10 protein-coding genes and 2 pseudogenes are annotated in these 16,105 nt (G+C 68.9%); 2 read left to right on the top strand and 10 right to left on the bottom strand.

What is annotated here, in order from left to right; genetic code table 11:
• From x551_RS10800 to x551_RS10775, 6 genes and pseudogenes are all read right to left on the bottom strand, one after another.
• A partial coding sequence (locus tag x551_RS10800) for an ATP-binding cassette domain-containing protein (protein ID WP_036248491.1) occupies positions 1–1,609 on the bottom strand: 1,609 nt, incomplete at its 3' end.
• A 63-nt stretch (positions 1,610–1,672) separates the two neighbouring features.
• On the bottom strand, positions 1,673–2,623 hold the full coding sequence (gshB, locus tag x551_RS10795; RefSeq protein ID WP_011827781.1) for a glutathione synthase: 951 nt from the start codon (positions 2,621–2,623) through the stop codon (positions 1,673–1,675).
• A 21-nt stretch (positions 2,624–2,644) separates the two neighbouring features.
• Entirely contained in the window at positions 2,645–3,817 is a 1,173-nt protein-coding gene (locus x551_RS10790) for a benzoate/H(+) symporter BenE family transporter (protein WP_036232587.1), read from the bottom strand.
• A gap of 77 nt (positions 3,818–3,894) precedes the next feature.
• Positions 3,895–5,081: pseudogene (locus x551_RS10785) on the bottom strand (lipid-transfer protein).
• A gap of 37 nt (positions 5,082–5,118) precedes the next feature.
• Positions 5,119–6,663, bottom strand: a complete 1,545-nt coding sequence (locus x551_RS10780; protein WP_036232589.1) for a long-chain fatty acid--CoA ligase — start codon at positions 6,661–6,663, stop codon at positions 5,119–5,121.
• Between the two features lie 8 nt (positions 6,664–6,671).
• Positions 6,672–7,802: a DUF5938 domain-containing protein gene (locus tag x551_RS10775; protein WP_036232592.1), complete on the bottom strand. Its 1,131-nt coding sequence runs from the start codon at positions 7,800–7,802 to the stop codon at positions 6,672–6,674.
• A 169-nt stretch (positions 7,803–7,971) separates the two neighbouring features.
• Here x551_RS10775 and x551_RS10770 point away from each other — a divergent pair, with 169 nt between their 5' ends.
• The gene (locus x551_RS10770; RefSeq protein WP_011827776.1) at positions 7,972–8,595 is read left to right on the top strand and encodes a TetR/AcrR family transcriptional regulator; all 624 of its coding nucleotides are present in this window, start codon (positions 7,972–7,974) and stop codon (positions 8,593–8,595) included.
• A gap of 10 nt (positions 8,596–8,605) precedes the next feature.
• On the opposite strand, the pseudogene x551_RS10765 reads toward x551_RS10770, so the two are convergent.
• From x551_RS10765 to x551_RS10750, 4 genes and pseudogenes are all read right to left on the bottom strand, one after another.
• Positions 8,606–10,491, bottom strand: a pseudogene (locus tag x551_RS10765) (potassium transporter Kup).
• Positions 10,492–10,607: 116 nt separating this feature from the next.
• On the bottom strand, positions 10,608–11,903 hold the full coding sequence (gshA, locus tag x551_RS10760; protein ID WP_011827774.1) for a glutamate--cysteine ligase: 1,296 nt from the start codon (positions 11,901–11,903) through the stop codon (positions 10,608–10,610).
• Positions 11,904–12,056: 153 nt separating this feature from the next.
• Complete coding sequence (amt, locus tag x551_RS10755) at positions 12,057–13,583, bottom strand: ammonium transporter (RefSeq protein WP_011827773.1); 1,527 nt, start codon at positions 13,581–13,583, stop codon at positions 12,057–12,059.
• A 26-nt stretch (positions 13,584–13,609) separates the two neighbouring features.
• Positions 13,610–13,948: a P-II family nitrogen regulator gene (locus tag x551_RS10750; RefSeq protein WP_011827772.1), complete on the bottom strand. Its 339-nt coding sequence runs from the start codon at positions 13,946–13,948 to the stop codon at positions 13,610–13,612.
• Between the two features lie 246 nt (positions 13,949–14,194).
• On the opposite strand from x551_RS10750, the gene x551_RS10745 reads away from it, so the two are divergent.
• Positions 14,195–15,712 carry a YifB family Mg chelatase-like AAA ATPase gene (locus x551_RS10745; RefSeq protein ID WP_036232598.1) on the top strand — a complete coding sequence of 506 codons (1,518 nt, stop codon included), beginning with the start codon at positions 14,195–14,197 and terminating at the stop codon, positions 15,710–15,712.
• Positions 15,713–16,105: the final 393 nt, after the last annotated feature.

Raw genomic sequence — 16,105 nt, 5'->3', positions numbered from 1 at the left:
CCGCGCCGGCGCGCCTGGCCGCAGTCGCCTGCAGCGCGCGGGCGCGCTCGGCCTGCAGCAGCCAGTCTTCGACGCTGCCCTCGTACTCGCGCCAGCGCCCGTCGCCCTCATGGACGATGGTGCTGGTGACCACGTTGTCGAGGAAGCGCCGGTCGTGACTGACCAGGAACACCGTGCCGGGGTAGGTCTGCAGCAGTTCTTCCAGCAGTTCCAGCGTGTCGATGTCGAGGTCGTTGGTCGGTTCGTCGAGCACCAGCACATTGGCCGGCTTGGCGAACAGCCGCGCCAGCAGCAGGCGGTTGCGCTCGCCGCCGCTCAGGCTGCGCACCGGCGAGTTGGCGCGCGCCGGGGCGAACAGGAAGTCGCCCAGGTAGCTCATCACGTGCTTGCGCTGGCCGGCGATCTCGACCCATTCGCTGCCGGGGCTGATGGTGTCGGCCAGCGTTGCATCGAGGTTCAGCACCTCGCGCATCTGGTCGAAATAGGCCACTTGCAGGTTGCTGCCGGTGCGCACCGTGCCGCTGTCGGGCGCGAGCGTGCCGAGGATGAGCTTGAGCAGCGTGGTCTTGCCGGCGCCGTTGGCGCCGATCAGGCCGACCTTGTCGCCGCGCAGCAGCGTGGCGCTGAAGTCGCGCACGATGGTCTTGTCGCCGTAGGCCTTGCTCACGCCCTCGAGCTCCGCGACGATCTTGCCGCTGCGCGAACCGGCGTCCACTTCGAGCGAGACGCGGCCCACCGAGTCACGCCGCGCCGCGCGCTGAGCGCGCAGCACCTCGAGCCGCTTGATGCGGGCAACGCTGCGGGTGCGCCGTGCCTCGACGCCCTGGCGCACCCACACCTCCTCCTGCGCGAGCAGCTTCTCCTGGCGTGCGTTGTAGAGCGCCTCGTCGGCCAGCTCGCGCTGCTTGGTGGCCTCGTAGGCCGCGAAATTGCCCGGGTAGCTGCGCAGCACGCCGCGGTCGAGCTCGACGATGCGGGTCGAAACGGCATCCAAGAAGGCACGGTCGTGGGTGATCAGGAGCACGCTGCCGCGGAAGGCCTTCAGCAGCTCCTCCAGCCAGCGGATCGCATCGAGGTCCAGATGGTTGGTCGGCTCGTCGAGCAGCAGCACGTCGGGCGCGGCGACCAGCGCCTGCGCCAGCGCGACGCGCTTCTTCGTGCCGCCCGACAGCGGGCCGACCTGGGCGTCGGGCGCGAGCTGCAGCCGCTCCAGCGTCTCGGTGACGCGCTGCTCCCAGGTCCAGCCGTCCATCGCCTCGATGCGGGTCTGGATCGCGTCGAGATCATCGTGCGCATCGTGCGCCTCGTAGCGCTCGCGCAGCGCCTTCACCTCGGCAAGGCCGACGCTCACCGCGTCGAACACGCTGGCCTCGGGGTCGAGCACCGGCTCCTGCGCCACCAGCGCGAGCCGCAGGCCCTGCTGCAGCTGCAGCGTGCCGTCGTCGGGCTTCTCGAGCCCGGCGATGATCTTCAGCAGCGAGGACTTGCCGGTGCCGTTGCGGCCGATCAGGCCGACGCGCTCACCGGCCTCGAGCGAGAAGCCGGTGTGGTCGAGCAGGGCGACGTGGCCATAGGCCAGGTGGGCGTTGGAGAGGGTCAGCAGGGCCATGAATGAAAGGCGGCGCCCGACCGGAATGTCGGGCGCCGCAGCGCGAATGGTAAGCGCAGGCGGTCAGGCGGCGAGCGCGGCCTCGAGCGCGTCGACGAAGCGCCGGGCCACGTCGAAGCCGGTCTGCTGCGTGATCTCCTGGAAGCCGGTCGGGCTGGTGACGTTGATCTCGGTCAGGCAGTCGCCGATCACGTCCAGCCCCACCAGCAGCAGGCCGCGCGCGGCCAGCACCGGGCCGAGCGTCTCGGCGATCTCGCGGTCGCGCGCGCTGAGCGGCAGCGCCACACCCTTGCCGCCGGCAGCCAGGTTGCCGCGCACCTCGCTGCCCTGCGGGATGCGCGCCAGGCTGAACGGCACCGGCTCGCCGCCGATCAGCAGGATGCGCTTGTCGCCCTGCGCGATCTCGGGCAGGAAGCGCTGCACCATCACGGTCTGGGCGCCGAACTTGTTGAGCGTCTCGGTGATGCTGCCGAGGTTCAATCCGTCCTCGCGAACCCGGAAGATGCCCATGCCGCCCATGCCGTCGAGCGGCTTCAGGATGATGTCGCGGTGCTCGGCATGGAAGGCACGCACGTCGTCGGCATCGCGCGTGACCAGCGTGGGGCCGATCAGCTCGGGAAACTCGAGGATCGCCAGCTTCTCCGGGTGGTCACGGAGCGCGCGCGGCGCATTGAACACGCGAGCGCCCTCGCGCTCGGCCTGCTCCAGCAGGTGGGTGGCGTAGAAGTACTCGCTGTCGAACGGCGGGTCCTTGCGCATGAGCACCGCGCCGACGTCCTTCAGCGGACGCTGCTGCGCCGCGCCGTCCGTGCGGTACCAGTCCTTCGCATCGCCGGTGAGCGTGAACGCCTGCATGCGCGCGCTCACCACGCCGCCCCGCGCCCACATCACGTGGCGGGGCTCGCAGGCCAGCAGCGTGTGGCCGCGTGCCGCGGCCTCGCGCATCATCGAGAAGGTGGTGTCCTTGTAGGTCTTGAAGTGGTCCAGCGGATCGGCGATGAAGAGCAGTTGCATCGAAAGCGTCCTTCGGAAGGCTCAGGTCTTGCGCCACTGTTGCACAACGAGAGCGATCGTGCCGGCGACCACGCCCCAGAAGGCCGCGCCGATGCCCGCGATCGTGACGCCCGACAGCGTGACCAGGAAAGTGATCAGCGCCGCCTCGCGGTGCCCCTCGTCGCGAAAGGCCACCGCCAGCGCGTTGGCGATCGTGCCGAGCAGCGCGAAGCCGGCGATCGCGATCACCAGCTCGCGCGGAAAGGCCGTCAGCACGCCGGTGACCGCCGCGCCGAACACGCCGATCACGCAGTACAGCAGGCCGCAGACGGCCGCGGCGACATAGCGCCGCGCCGGATCCTCGTGCGCCTCGCGGCCCATGCAGATGGCCGCGGTGATGGCCGCCAGGTTCATCGCGAAGGCCCCGAACGGTGCCAGCAGCAGCGTTGCCGCGCCGGTGATCGCGATCAGCCGCGACACCGGCATCGCATAGCCGGCGGCACGGATCGCCGCGACGCCCGGCAGGTTCTGCGAGGCCATGGTGACGATGAACAGCGGCAGCGCAAGGCTCACGGTCGCCGCGAGGCTGAAGCGCGGCGCGGTGAAGACCGGCTGCGCGAGCGACCACGAGACGGCCTCGGTGTGCAGGCGGCCCTGGAAGGCGACGAAACCGGTCGCCACCGCCAGCACGACCACGATCGCGTAGCGCGGCCAGAAGCGCCGGCCGACCAGGTAGAACGCCAGCATCAGCAGCACCAGCGGCAGCGCGGTGCGCGCCGCGGCGAAGGCCTCGATGCCGAAGCGCGCCAGCACGCCGGCCAGCAGCGCCGACGCCAGCGCGACCGGGATGCGGCTCATGACCCGCTCGAACCAGCCGGTGACGCCGGCCAGCGTGATGAGGGCGGCGCAGACGAGGAAGGCCCCCACCGCATCCGCCATCGTGTAGCCCGCGCCGGCCGTCGCGAGCAGCGCCGCGCCCGGCGTCGACCAGGCCGTGATCGCCGGCTGGCGCCACCGCAGCGAGGGCAGCAGCGTCGTCAGGCCCATGCCGAGCCCCAGCGCCCACATCCACGAGCTGGTTTCCGCGGGCGTCGCGCCGAAGGACTGCGCCGCCTGGAACACGATGGCGACCGAGCTGGTGAAGCCGACCAGCGTGGCCACGAAGCCGGCAGTGGCGGCGGAGAGCGAGAAGTCGGTGACGAAGCGGCGCAGCATGGCCGGAGTATCCCGGCGCACGGCCGCGCCAGGCGCAGCCCCGCGTCTTCAGCGCCGGCGCCGCGCCGCCTGCAGACTCAGGCGGTCGCTTCGTACAAGGTCACGACGCACGCCCCGCCCAGCCCCAGGTTGTGCTGCAGCGCGACGCGCGCGCCGTCGACCTGGCGCTGCTCGGCCGTGCCGCGCAGCTGGTGGGTCAGCTCGTAGCACTGCGCCAGGCCGGTGGCGCCGAGCGGATGGCCCTTGGAGAGCAGGCCGCCCGAGGGGTTGGTGACCACGCGACCGCCGTAGGTGTTGTCGCCGGCGTCGATGAAGGCGGCGGCGCCGCCCTCGGGGCACAGGCCGAGCGCCTCGTAGGTGATCAGCTCGTTGTGCGCGAAGCAGTCGTGCAGTTCCACCACGTCCAGATCCTCGGGACCGATCCCGGCCTGCTCGTAGACGCTCTGCGCAGCGGCACGGCTCATGCCGGCCCCCACCACCTTCATCATGTCGCGGCTGTCGAAGGTGTCGGGCCGGTCGGTGGTCATGGCCTGGGCGCGGATCGCCACGTCGGTGCGCAGGCCGTTCTTCCTGGCGTAGGCCTCGGAGACGAGCACCGCCGCCGCCGCGCCGCAAGTGGGCGGGCAGGCCATCAGGCGCGTCATCACGCCGGGCCAGAGCATGGGCGCGTTCATCACGTCCTCGGTGCTGAGCTCCTTGCGCAGCAGCGCCAGCGGGTTGCGCGCGGCGTGGCGGCTGGCCTTGGCGCGGATCCGGGCGAAGGCCTCCAGCGGCGTGCCGTACTTCTGCATGTGGCCGAGGCCGGCCCCGCCGAAGTAGCGCAGCGCGAGCGGCAGCTCCGGCATGCCCACCAAGGCCTCGGCCTCGCGGTCGAAGTCCTCGAAGGGGCTGGGCCGGTCGTCGAACACCGTGCCGAGCGCGCCGGGCTTCATCTGCTCGAAGCCGAGCGCCAGCACACAGTCGGCGGCGCCGCTCTCCACCGCTTGGCGCGCAGGAACAGCGCGGTCGAGCCGGTCGAGCAGTTGTTGTTGACGTTGATCACCGGGATGCCGGTCATGCCGAGCTCGTAGACCGCCTTCTGGCCGCTCGTGGAGTCGCCATAGACATAGCCCACGTAGGCCTGCTGCAGCGCGTCGTAGCCGATGCCGGCGTCGGCCAGGGCCTGGCGACCGGCCCGCGCGGCCATCAGGTGATAGGGCTCGCTGGCGCCGGGCTTGGCGAAGGCGATCATGCCCACGCCGGCAATGCAGACTCTGTTGGCCATGGCGGCTCTCCGATGGGTGCGGTGGCTGGAAGGCAGCTCAACTCGATTCTGCAGGCTTCAGCAACGAGGCACGGATGTCCTTCTTCAAGACCTTGCCGACCTTGGAACGTGGCAGGTCGGACCAGATCTCGACCTGCTTGGGCGACTTGACGCTGCCGATGCGGGCCTTGACGAAGGCCTGGATGTCCTCGGGCTTCACGCTGCGGCCGGCGTGCAGCTGCAACACCGCCACCACGCGCTCACCCCACTTGTCGTCGGGCAGACCGATCACCGCGCTGTCCTGCACGTCGGGATGCTGCATCAGCGCCTGCTCGACCTCGACCGAGTAGACGTTGAAGCCGCCGGTGATGATCATGTCCTTGGCGCGGTCGACGATGAAGAGAAAGCCGTCGGCATCGAGCCGGCCGATGTCGCCGGTGTGGTGCCATCCGTGGCGGCCGGCCTCGGCCGTGGCCTTGGGATCCTTGTAGTAGCCGGCCATCACCAATGAGCCGCGCACCACGATCTCGCCGGTCTCGCCGGTGGGCAGCAGGCGGCCCTCGCCGTCCATCGTGGCCACCTGGACCAGCGGGCCGGGCCGGCCGGCCGACGACAGGCGCGCGCGCGCTACCGCGCCGTCGGTCTGGAAGTGCTCGCGGGGCGACATCATCGAGATCATCATCGGCGCCTCGGTCTGCCCGAACAGCTGCGCCATCACCGGGCCGATCTTGGTCAACGCCTCCTCGAGCCGCGCCGCCGAGATCGGCGCCGCGCCATACCAGAAGCACTGCAGCGAATCGAGCCTCGCCGTGGCCAGGCGCTCGTGCTGCAGCAGCATGTAGATCAGCGTCGGCGGCAGGAAGGTGTGGGTGATGCGGTGGCGCTCGATCAGCGCGAGGAACTCGCCCAGATCGGGCTTCGGCATGATGACCACGCGGCCACCCAGCGCCATCACCGGCAGGCACAGCACGCCGGCCGCATGGGTCAGCGGCGCCAGCGCCAGGTAGGAAGGCCGCCCGTCGAACGGATAGCCCATCAGCGTCAGCGCCGACATCGTCTCGAGGTTGCGGCCGGTCAGCATCACGCCCTTGGGACTGCCGGTGGTGCCGCCGGTGCCCGCGATCATCGCCAGGTCGTCGGGCGGCTCGACGTGCAGCGGCTCGTCGCCAAGACCATGCAGCCAGTCGCCGAAGCCCGCCGCGAACGGCGCCGGCTGATCGAGGCAGACCAGCAGCCGCAGCTTGGGCAGGCCGGCGCGCATCTGCTCGACCATCGGCGCATAGTTGCTGTGAAAGATGACACAGGCGCAGTCGAAGGCGTCGAGCACGTAGCGGTTCTCGCTCGCCTCGTTGCGCGGGTTGATCGGGCACCACACGGCGCCGGCGCGCGAGATGCCGAACACGCAGGCGAAGGCCAGCGCGTGGTTGCTCGACAGCACCGCGACCTTGTCGCCCGGTGCGATGCCCGAGCGTTGCAGGCCGCGGGCGACGCGGTGGCTGATGCGCTGCACGTCGGCGTAGCTCAGGTCGGCGTCGCCCATGGTCAGGCAGGGCGCGTCAGCGCTGAGCTGGGCGCCCTTGTCGAGGTAGTCGACCAGTCGCATCGCGCGGCCTAGCGGTGGACGGTCAGGATCGGCGCCTGCACCAGGCCGAAGCTGCGCAGGGCGCCGAGCAGTTCGTGATGTCCGAAGGCCTGGCAGCCGGAGGCGAAGCCGACGCGCCGGGGCGCCTGCTGCAGCAGCGAGGCCGCCGCAAACGCCTGCAGCAACCCGGTCTGCTTGTAGTTGCAGTTGCCGAAGATCACGCAGTGCGCGCGCACCAGCGGGCCGGACGCGTGGACCGAGTCGACCGACTTGTTGAGACGCGGGTTCTCGCGTGGTGGCATGGTATTCATCACGCCGGCAGCCGTCTGGGCCAGCGCGGCGTAGCGCTCCTCGGGGTTCATGCCCTCGGTCGCCTTCAGCGCCGCCGCGACGATCAGCGGCACGCCCTGCATCAGCGGCTTGTTGAACACGCCGCCCAGCACCTTGACGGTGGCCACACGCGGGTCGCGCTTGAACCACACCGGATGCGAGGTGCCGCCCCAGGGCAGCGCCAGCGCGGCCTCGTGCTGGCCCGGGATGGTCACGTTGTAGAGACCCGCGTCGGGCTGCCACTCGACGTACCTGTTCTGGTCGAGGTAGTAGGCCTTGGACGTCGCAGCATTGACCAGGATGGTCTGCGTCGACGCGATCGTCGGGCTGCCGCCCCAGAACACGGCGATGTCGAGCGTGTCGAGCCCCGGCGTCTCGAGGCACAGCTGCGCGGCGATCTCGCCGGTGGTGTACATGTGCGCCAGGCCGGGCGACAGCAGCAGGCCGGCGGCGGCGAACTGGGCGCCGTACTGTTCGTCGAGCGTGATCAGCCAGTCCTGCTCGCCGGTGGTGTCGGTGTAGTGACAGCGGGCGGCCAGGCAGGCCTCGACGACCTCCGGGCCGAACTTCGCGAACGGTCCGACGGTGTTCAGCACCACCGACGCGCCGCGGAACAGCTCGGTCAGCGCCGCAACGCTGTGCGGCACCTCGGCGATCTCGTAGCTCGCGGTCTCGATGCCCGGCACGTTGGACTGCATCGCCGTCTGCAGCTTGTCCGCGCTGCGACCCGCGGCGATGAACGGGATGCCGTACTCGCGAAGGTACTCGCAGATCAGGCGGCCGGTGTAGCCGGAGGCGCCGTAGACGACGACGGGCTTCTTGTTGCTCATGCTGTCTCCTCGTCGGTCGTGGAGGCCGACCGTTCGATGCATGCTAGGAGTGGCCTTGACAAGCGTCAAGTATTTTTTGGACAGTCGTCCAGATTCTCCGCGCCGCAGACTGGCCAGGGCTTGCGCTGTGCTATCTTGGACAGCATCCGCGACCGTTCCGTACCGATCCATGACCCGCGCCGCCGCCCCCCGAGTCGACAAGTTCGCCGAGCGCCGTGCCGAGCTCGGCGCGGCTGCGCTGCAGGCCCTGGCCGAACTGGGCTATGCGCGCACCAGCCTGCGCGAGATCGCGCAGAAGTCCGAGTTCTCGCACGGCGTGCTGCACTACTACTTCAAGGACAAGCTCGACCTGATCCTGTGCAGCATGCGCCAGTACAAGGCGCGCTGCGTCGTGCGCTACGACCAGGTGACGGCGGAGGCCACCAGCTTCGACGAGCTGATGACGGGCTTCCTGGCCGTCCTCGGCGAGACGGTGCGCCGCGAGGCGCCGCTGCACCGCCTGTGGTACGACCTGCGCGCGCAATCGCTGTTCGACGAGGGCTTTCGCACCGACGTGGCAGAGATCGACAAGAGCCTCGAGAAGATGATGTGGCGCGTGATGTCGCGCTTCGCCGAACTGGCCGGCGAGCCGCTGCGCCTGCCGGCCAGCGTGATCTACGCGACCTTCGACGGCCTGTTCCAGCAGTGCCTGCTGAAGCACCTGTCGGGCGACCGGCAGGCGATCTCGGCGCTGCAGAAGAACGTGCGGCTGGTGGTGGTGCAGCTGGTCGGCGCGCCGACGCGGCTGCAGTAACGCGGCCCGCTCAGATCTCGACCTTCGAGCCCAGCTCCACGACGCGGTTGGTCGGCAGGTTCAGGAAGTCAGCCGCCGCCGCCGCGTTGCGGTGCATGCTGCAGAACAGCTTCTCGCGCCAGATGGCCATGCCCTTGCCGATGGTCGGAATGACGATGTCGCGCGACAGGAAATAGCTGGTCTCCATGTCGTCGAGCTGCACGCCACGGCCCCGCAGCAGCGCCAGCGCCTCGGGCACGTCGGGTTCGTTCTTGAAGCCGAAATTCAGCGTCACCTGCCAGCAGCAGTGGCCCAGCGACTCGATCTCGCAGCGCTTGCTGAACGGGATCCACGGCACCTCGTGGTGCCTGACGGTGACGAACAGGTTCTGCTCGTGCAGCACCTTGTTGTGCTTGAGGTTGTGCAGCAGCGCGTTCGGCGTGCTGCCCTGCTCGGCCGCCAGGAACACCGCCGTGCCCTGAACCCGCGTCGGCGGCTGATGAACACCGACTCCAGGAAGCTCTTCAGGTCGATCGCCTCCTCGCGCAGGCGCTCGCTCATCAGCCGGCGCCCCTGTTTCCAGGTCATCATCAGCGTGAACATGGCCGCCCCGATGGCCAGCGGGAACCAGCCCCCGTCGAGGATCTTGATCGCGTTGGCCGCGAAGAACATCGCATCGACCAGAAAGAAGAAGCCGGTCGCAGCGACGCACAGCGCCCATGGGTATTTCCAGCTGTAGCGGATCACGAAGAAGGTCATCGTCGTGGTGATCAGCATGTCGGTGGTCACCGCGATGCCGTAGGCCGAGGCCAGCTTGCTGCTGGAGCCGAAGGTCACGACCGCCAGCACGATGCAGGTGTAAAGCCCCCAGTTCACGAACGGCACGTAGATCTGTCCGGTCTCCTTGACCGAGGTGTGGGTGACCCGCAGGCGCGGGAAGTAGCCGAGCTGGATCGCCTGTTTGGTGACCGAGAACGCGGCCGTGATCAGCGCCTGCGAGGCGATCACCGTCGCCAGCGTGGCCAGCACGATCAGAGGGTAGAGCGCCCACTCGGGGGCCATCTCGTAGAACGGATTCTTCACCGTCTCCGGCCGCTGCAGCAGCATCGCGCCCTGGCCGAAGTAGTTGATCATCAGCGCCGGCATCACGAGGCTGAACCACGCGAGGCGGATCGGCCGCTTGCCGAAGTGACCCATGTCTGCATACAAGGCCTCGGCCCCGGTCACACACAGCACCACGGCGCCGAGCGACACGAAGGCCGTGCCGGGGTGCTGCCACATGAAGGCGAGAGCGTAGTGCGGGCTCAGCGCGGCCAGCACGGCCGGGTTCTCGACGATGTGCACCACGCCGAGCAGCGCCAGCACGATGAACCACACGGCCGTCACCGGCCCGAAGAACTTGCCGATGCCGCCGGTGCCGAAGCGCTGCGCGGCGAACAGCAGCGTCAGGACCACCAGCGTCACCGGCACCACGTAGCGGTGCAGCCCGGGCGCGGCGACCTCCAGACCTTCCACCGCCGACAGCACCGAGATGGCGGGCGTGATCACGCCATCGCCGAAGAAGATCGCCGTGCCGAACACACCGAGGATCAGCAATCTCCGGCGCAGCGCGGGCCGCTCCTTCACGGCCGTGGAGGCCAGCGCCAGCATCGCGATCAGGCCGCCTTCGCCGTTGTTGTCGGCGCGCAGGATCAGCAGCACGTACTTGAGCGAGACGATGACCGTCAGCGTCCACACCACCAGCGACAGGATGCCGTAGATGTTGTCCGGCGTGATGTCGATGCGCCCGTGCGCGAAGACCTCCTTCAACGCATACAGCGGACTGGTCCCGATGTCGCCGTAAACGACGCCGACGGCGCCGAGGGTCAGGGCCGCCAGCTTGGAGCCGGTCGGTGGATCGGAGGATCGAGAGTGCACGAAATGGGCGCGGGGTCGGCGAGGGCCCCCATTCTGCGCTGCGTCCCAGGGCGGATCCGCTTTGGGTTGTTGCAGCGCAGCAACGCGATGCCGCCTCGGCGCGAAGCCGGCGCGCGCTACTCGTAGACCTCGGCGTCGGGGTCGGTCGCTTCGAGTTCGTAGCTGGCGCCCAGCATCGCCAGCCGTCCGATCACGCCGTACATGTAGAAGCGGTTCGGAGCGCTGGCACCGGGCTTCTCGCCCGGCCGCGGCAGATGGTGGCTTTCGGCGAAGGCCAGCGGCACGAAGCTCGCCCCCGGCGAATTGAGGTTCTCGTCGATGCCCCGCTCGGCGTGCACGCGGTAGAAGCCGCCGACCACGTAGCGGTCGATCATGTAGACCACCGGCTCGGCCACGGCGTCGTTCATGCGTTCGTAGGTCGGCACGCCCTCCTGGATGATCACCTCGGAGACCTCCTGGCCGTCCTTGATGACGCTCATCTTGTTGCGCGCCTTGCGGTTGAGCTCGTCCAGGTCCTTGGCGTCGCGCACCGTCATGATGCCCATGCCGTAGGTGCCGGCATCGGCCTTGACGATGACGAACGGCTTCTCCTGGATGCCGTACTCCTTGTACTTGCGGCGGATCTTGCCGAGCAGCGCGTCGGCATGGCTCTGCACGCACTCCTGGCCGGTGCCGTCCTGGAAGTTGACCTTGCCGCACTTGGCGAACATCGGGTTGATCAGCCACGGGTCCATGCCCAGCAGCTTGGCGAACTTCTTGGCCACTTCCTCGTAGGCCTGGAAATGCTGGCTCTTGCGCCGCACCGCCCAGCCTGCATGCAGCGGTGGCAGCAGGTATTGCTCGTGAAGGCCTTCGAGCACCTTCGGAATGCCCGCGGACAGGTCATTGTTGAGCAGGATGGTGCAGGGGTCGAAATCCTTCAGCCCCAGGCGGCGCTTGCTGCGCAGCAGCGGCTCGAGCGTCAGTTCGGAGCCGTCGGGCAGCGCCAGGCGCGTCGGCTCGGTGATGCTGTCGTCCAGCGTCCCCAGCCGCACGTTCAGGCCGGCAGCACCGAAGATCTGCACCAGACGCTGCACGTTCATCAGGTAGAAGGTGTTGCGGGTGTGCTTCTCGGGGATCAGAAGGAGGTTCTTCGCCTCGGGGCAGATCTTCTCGATCGCCGCCATCGCCGCCTGCACCGCCAGCGGCAGCATCTCGGGCGTGAGGTTGTTGAAACCGCCGGGGTAGAGGTTGGTGTCGACCGGCGCCAGCTTGAAGCCGGCGTTGCGCACGTCCACGGAGCTGTAGAACGGCGGCGTGTGCTCCATCCACTCGAGACGGAACCAGCGCTCGATCGCCGGCATGGACTCGAGGATGCGCTGCTCCAGCTCGTTGATCGGTCCGTTCAGGGCGGTAATGAGGTGGGGGACCATGGAGCAAGCCTTTGGCGTAACCGGAAACGGGATTCTAGGCAGGTGGCGGTTCGCGCGCTGCTTGCAAGTCCGGCCATAAAAAAGGCCGCCCGAAGGCGGCCTGGCTGCAAGCCCCGGCCGGCGTGGGCCGGCACGGGGCAACTCACGGAGAGATCACTTGTGGTACGCGGTCTCGCCGTGCGAGGTGATGTCGAGGCCTTCGCGCTCGGCATCCTCGCTAACGCGCAGGCCGATCACCAGGTCGGTGATCTTGTAGGCCACCACCGAGACCACGCCCGACCAGACGATGGTCAGCAGCACGGCCTTGGCCTGGATCCACACCTGCGAGGCGATCGAGTAGTCGGCCGCCGAGATGACGCTGGCGGTGACCCAGTCGGTCACGTAGCCCGGGCCGCCCAGGGCCGGCGAGTTGAACACGCCGGTCAGCAGCGCACCGACGATGCCGCCGACGCCATGGACGCCGAACACGTCGAGCGAATCGTCCGCGCCGAGCAGCTTCTTCAGGCCGCTGACACCCCACAGGCAGGCGAAGCCGGCGACGAGGCCGATCACCATGGCGCCGACGATGCCGACGTTGCCGGCGGCCGGCGTGATGGCCACCAGGCCGGCCACCGCACCCGACGCCGCACCCAGCATCGAGGCCTTGCCCTTGAACAGCGACTCACCGACGCACCAGGCCAGCACGGCACAGGCCGTGGCCGAGAAGGTGTTCAGGAAGGCCAGCGCGGCGCTGTTGCCGGCTTCCAGCGCGGAGCCCGCGTTGAAGCCGAACCAGCCCACCCACAGCAGCGAGGCACCGACCATCGTCAGCGTCAGCGAGTGCGGCGTGAAGGCTTCCTTGCCGTAGCCGATGCGCTTGCCGACCATGTAGGCACCCACCAGACCCGCGACGGCGGCGTTGATGTGCACCACAGTGCCGCCAGCGAAGTCCAGCGCACCCCACTGCCAGATCTGGCCGGCCTTGCCATTCATGGCATCAACCACTTCCTTGCCGGTGTAGGCGTCCGGACCCATCCAGTACCACACCATGTGGGCGATCGGCGTGTAGCTGAAGGTGAACCACAGCGTGACGAACAGCAGCACCGCGCTGAACTTGATGCGCTCGGCGAAGGCGCCGACGATCAGGCCGCAGGTGATCGCCGCGAACGTGGCCTGGAAGGCGACGAACACGATCTCAGGGATGACCACGCCCTTGCTGAAGGTGGCACCCATCGCGAATGCGCCGGTGGCGGGATCGAACACGCCCTTCAGGAACAGCCGGTCGAAGCCGCCGATGTAGGCGTTGCCTTCGGTGAACGCCAGGCTGTAGCCGTAGATGAACCACAGCACGCTGATCAGCGAGAACACCACGAAGACCTGCATCAGCACCGACAGCATGTTCTTGCTGCGCACCAGGCCGCCGTAGAACAGCGCCAGGCCGGGGATCGACATCATGATGACCAGCAGCGTGGACACCAGCATCCACGCGACGTCGCCCTTGTTGGGCACGGGCGCGGCTGCGGCCGGCGCCGCTTCGGGCGCGGAGGCTTCGGCAGCAGGGGTAGCGGCGGCGGCCGCTTCGACGACTGCGGCAGCGGCGGGCGCCGATGCAGCTTCCTGGGCCATCGCGACATCGGCGAAACCGAGTACCGCAACGCCGAGCGCCAACGACGTGGCGAGGGAGGCAATGAGCTTTCTCATGTTTGACTCGTTCCTGTTGAAAGCGCTCAGAGCGCGTCCTTGCCGGTTTCGCCGGTGCGGATGCGGATCACCTGCTCGAGGTTGGTGACGAAGACCTTGCCGTCACCGATCTTGCCGGTGCGGGCCGAGGCTTCGATCGCTTCGATCACGCGGTCGACGATGGCGTCATCGACGGCTGCCTCGATCTTGACCTTGGGCAGGAAGTCGACAACGTACTCCGCACCGCGATACAGCTCGGTGTGGCCCTTTTGGCGGCCGAAGCCTTTGACTTCGGTCACCGTGATGCCCTGAACGCCGATAGCGCTCAAGGCCTCACGAACTTCGTCAAGCTTGAAGGGCTTGACAATGGCAGTCACCATCTTCATGGCGTTCTCCTTGGGTGGACGGGACGGTTACAAGGTCTCGGTTCAGAGCACGAACGACGACTCAGCAGGTTCTGTGCCACTGCGCCATAACAGGGAGTCGCGAGCCGAACCGGGGACGCTTGTATCGGTGGCGCCCCAAAACAGGGATGTCTGCAACTTTTGGCACCCCTGCGGTGCCAAAGTGCGAGCCAACCACCCTTCGGTGGGCTCGTGGTGGCGGAGGCGCGATGCCATGATCGATCGGACATGTCGCTCGCCGTTGTCCACAGCCGTGCTCTCGATGGGCTCGATGCCCCCGAAGTCACCGTCGAGGTGCATCTGGCGAACGGTCTGCCGAGTTTCACGCTCGTCGGTCTGGCCGACACCGAAGTCAAGGAGGCGCGTGAGCGAGTCCGTGCCGCACTGCTGAACAGCGGCCTGGCGTTTCCCCACAACCAGCGCATCACGGTCAATCTGGCGCCAGCCGATCTGCCCAAGGAGTCGGGCCGCTTCGACCTGCCGATCGCGCTGGGCATCCTGGCCGCCAGCGGCCAGATCGATGCGGGGCGACTGGCCGATCTGGAGTTCGCCGGAGAGTTGTCGCTCGCCGGCGACCTGCGGCCGGTACGGGGTGCGCTGGCGATGGCGCTGGCCGCGCGACATGAGGGCCGGGAACGCCCGCTGGTGCTGCCGGACCCGAGTGCGCGCGAGGCCGCCTTGATCGAAGGACTGCAGGTGCGCTCCGCCAAGCACTTGCTCGACGTGGTCAGTGCGCTGCTGCCCGGCGACGCAGCGCAGCCCCTGTCGGCGGCCACGCCCTGGCCGCGTCCGCCGACGGCACCCCGGTGGGGCGAGTTGCGCGACGTGAAGGGGCAAGCCGCCGCCAAGCGCGCGCTCGAGGTTGCCGCGGCGGGCCAGCACAGCGTGCTGCTGGTCGGTCCACCAGGGGCCGGCAAGTCGATGCTGGCGCAGCGCTTCGCCGGCCTGCTGCCACCGCTGAGCGACGAACAGGCGCTGGAGTCCGCGGCCGTGCTGAGCCTGGTGGGACGCTTCGACGCCGGTCGCTGGCGCGAGCGCGTGCTGCGTGCCCCGCACCACAGTGCTTCCGCGGTCGCGCTGGTCGGCGGCGGATCACCACCGCGGCCGGGCGAGATTTCGCTGGCCCATCACGGCGTGCTGTTCCTCGACGAGTGGCCGGAGTTTCCTCGCGCCGCGCTGGAGGCCCTGCGTGAGCCCTTGGAAACGGGTCGCATCACGATCTCGCGCGCGGCGCGCCAGGCCGAATTCCCCGCGCGCTTCCAGTTGATCGCGGCGATGAACCCCTGCCCTTGCGGCCACGCCGGCTCCACATTGAGAACCTGCCGCTGCTCCAGCGACATGGTGGCTCGTTACCAGGGCCGCATCAGCGGCCCGCTGCTCGACCGCATCGACCTGCAGGTGGAGGTGCCGGCGGTCGGCCCCGAGGCGCTGTCGGCCCTTCCCGACGGAGACCCGAGCGAGGCCGTCGCCGAACGTGCCGCACGAGCGCGCGAACGGCAGCACCGGCGCCAGGGTTGCAGCAACGCATTCCTCGACAGCAACGGCATCGACACACACGTGGCGATCGAGCCCGGTGCGGCGCAGTTCATGCAGGCCACGTCCTTGCGACTCGGTTGGTCGGCCCGCGGCCAGCACCGCCTGTTGCGGGTGGCGCGCACCATCGCCGACCTGGCCGGTGCCGAGCACATCGGTGTCGGCCACGTGGCCGAGGCGATCCAGTACCGCCGCGTGCTGGCGGCAGGCTGAACGAACGGGCCCTTTGACTCGACGCGCGCGCTCAGGCGGCGCGCAGCGTCGTTCCGTCGACCTTGACCCGCGCACCGACCGCCGGCGCCTGCGACTGCTGCAGCGTGCGCAGCTGCCGTCGTCCATGCGCACGCGCACGCTGTAGACCGTCTTCGCCTTCACGTTCTTCTCGATCTCGTGACCGGCCACGCCACCGCCCACCGCACCGAGCACCGTCATCGCGGTACGACCGTTGCCGCCGCCGAACTGGTTGCCGACCACGCCACCGAGCACGCCGCCGGCGACCGCGCCAACGCCGCTGGCCTCGCCCTTGACCTTCACCGCCTGCACCGACTCGACCACGCCGCACTGCGCGCAGGCCGCCGCTGCCGGTGACGCATGGCCAGCCGGCTG

It is taken from the genome of Methylibium sp. T29, assembly GCF_000576205.1.
Classification (GTDB): Bacteria; Pseudomonadota; Gammaproteobacteria; order Burkholderiales; family Burkholderiaceae_C; genus Methylibium; species Methylibium petroleiphilum.
This window is presented reverse-complemented; position numbering and strand designations above follow the sequence as displayed.

Bases quoted from the DNA above. Each gene is read 5' to 3' on its own strand.
- gshB (WP_011827781.1), bottom strand. From the start codon at position 2,623: ATGCAACTGCTCTTCATCGCCGATCCGCTGGACCACTTCAAGACCTAC.
- x551_RS10790 (WP_036232587.1), bottom strand. From the start codon at position 3,817: ATGCTGCGCCGCTTCGTCACCGACTTCTCGCTCTCCGCCGCCACTGCC.
- x551_RS10780 (WP_036232589.1), bottom strand. From the start codon at position 6,663: ATGCGACTGGTCGACTACCTCGACAAGGGCGCCCAGCTCAGCGCTGAC.
- x551_RS10775 (WP_036232592.1), bottom strand. From the start codon at position 7,802: ATGAGCAACAAGAAGCCCGTCGTCGTCTACGGCGCCTCCGGCTACACC.
- x551_RS10770 (WP_011827776.1), top strand. From the start codon at position 7,972: ATGACCCGCGCCGCCGCCCCCCGAGTCGACAAGTTCGCCGAGCGCCGT.
- gshA (WP_011827774.1), bottom strand. From the start codon at position 11,903: ATGGTCCCCCACCTCATTACCGCCCTGAACGGACCGATCAACGAGCTG.
- amt (WP_011827773.1), bottom strand. From the start codon at position 13,583: ATGAGAAAGCTCATTGCCTCCCTCGCCACGTCGTTGGCGCTCGGCGTT.
- x551_RS10750 (WP_011827772.1), bottom strand. From the start codon at position 13,948: ATGAAGATGGTGACTGCCATTGTCAAGCCCTTCAAGCTTGACGAAGTT.
- x551_RS10745 (WP_036232598.1), top strand. From the start codon at position 14,195: ATGTCGCTCGCCGTTGTCCACAGCCGTGCTCTCGATGGGCTCGATGCC.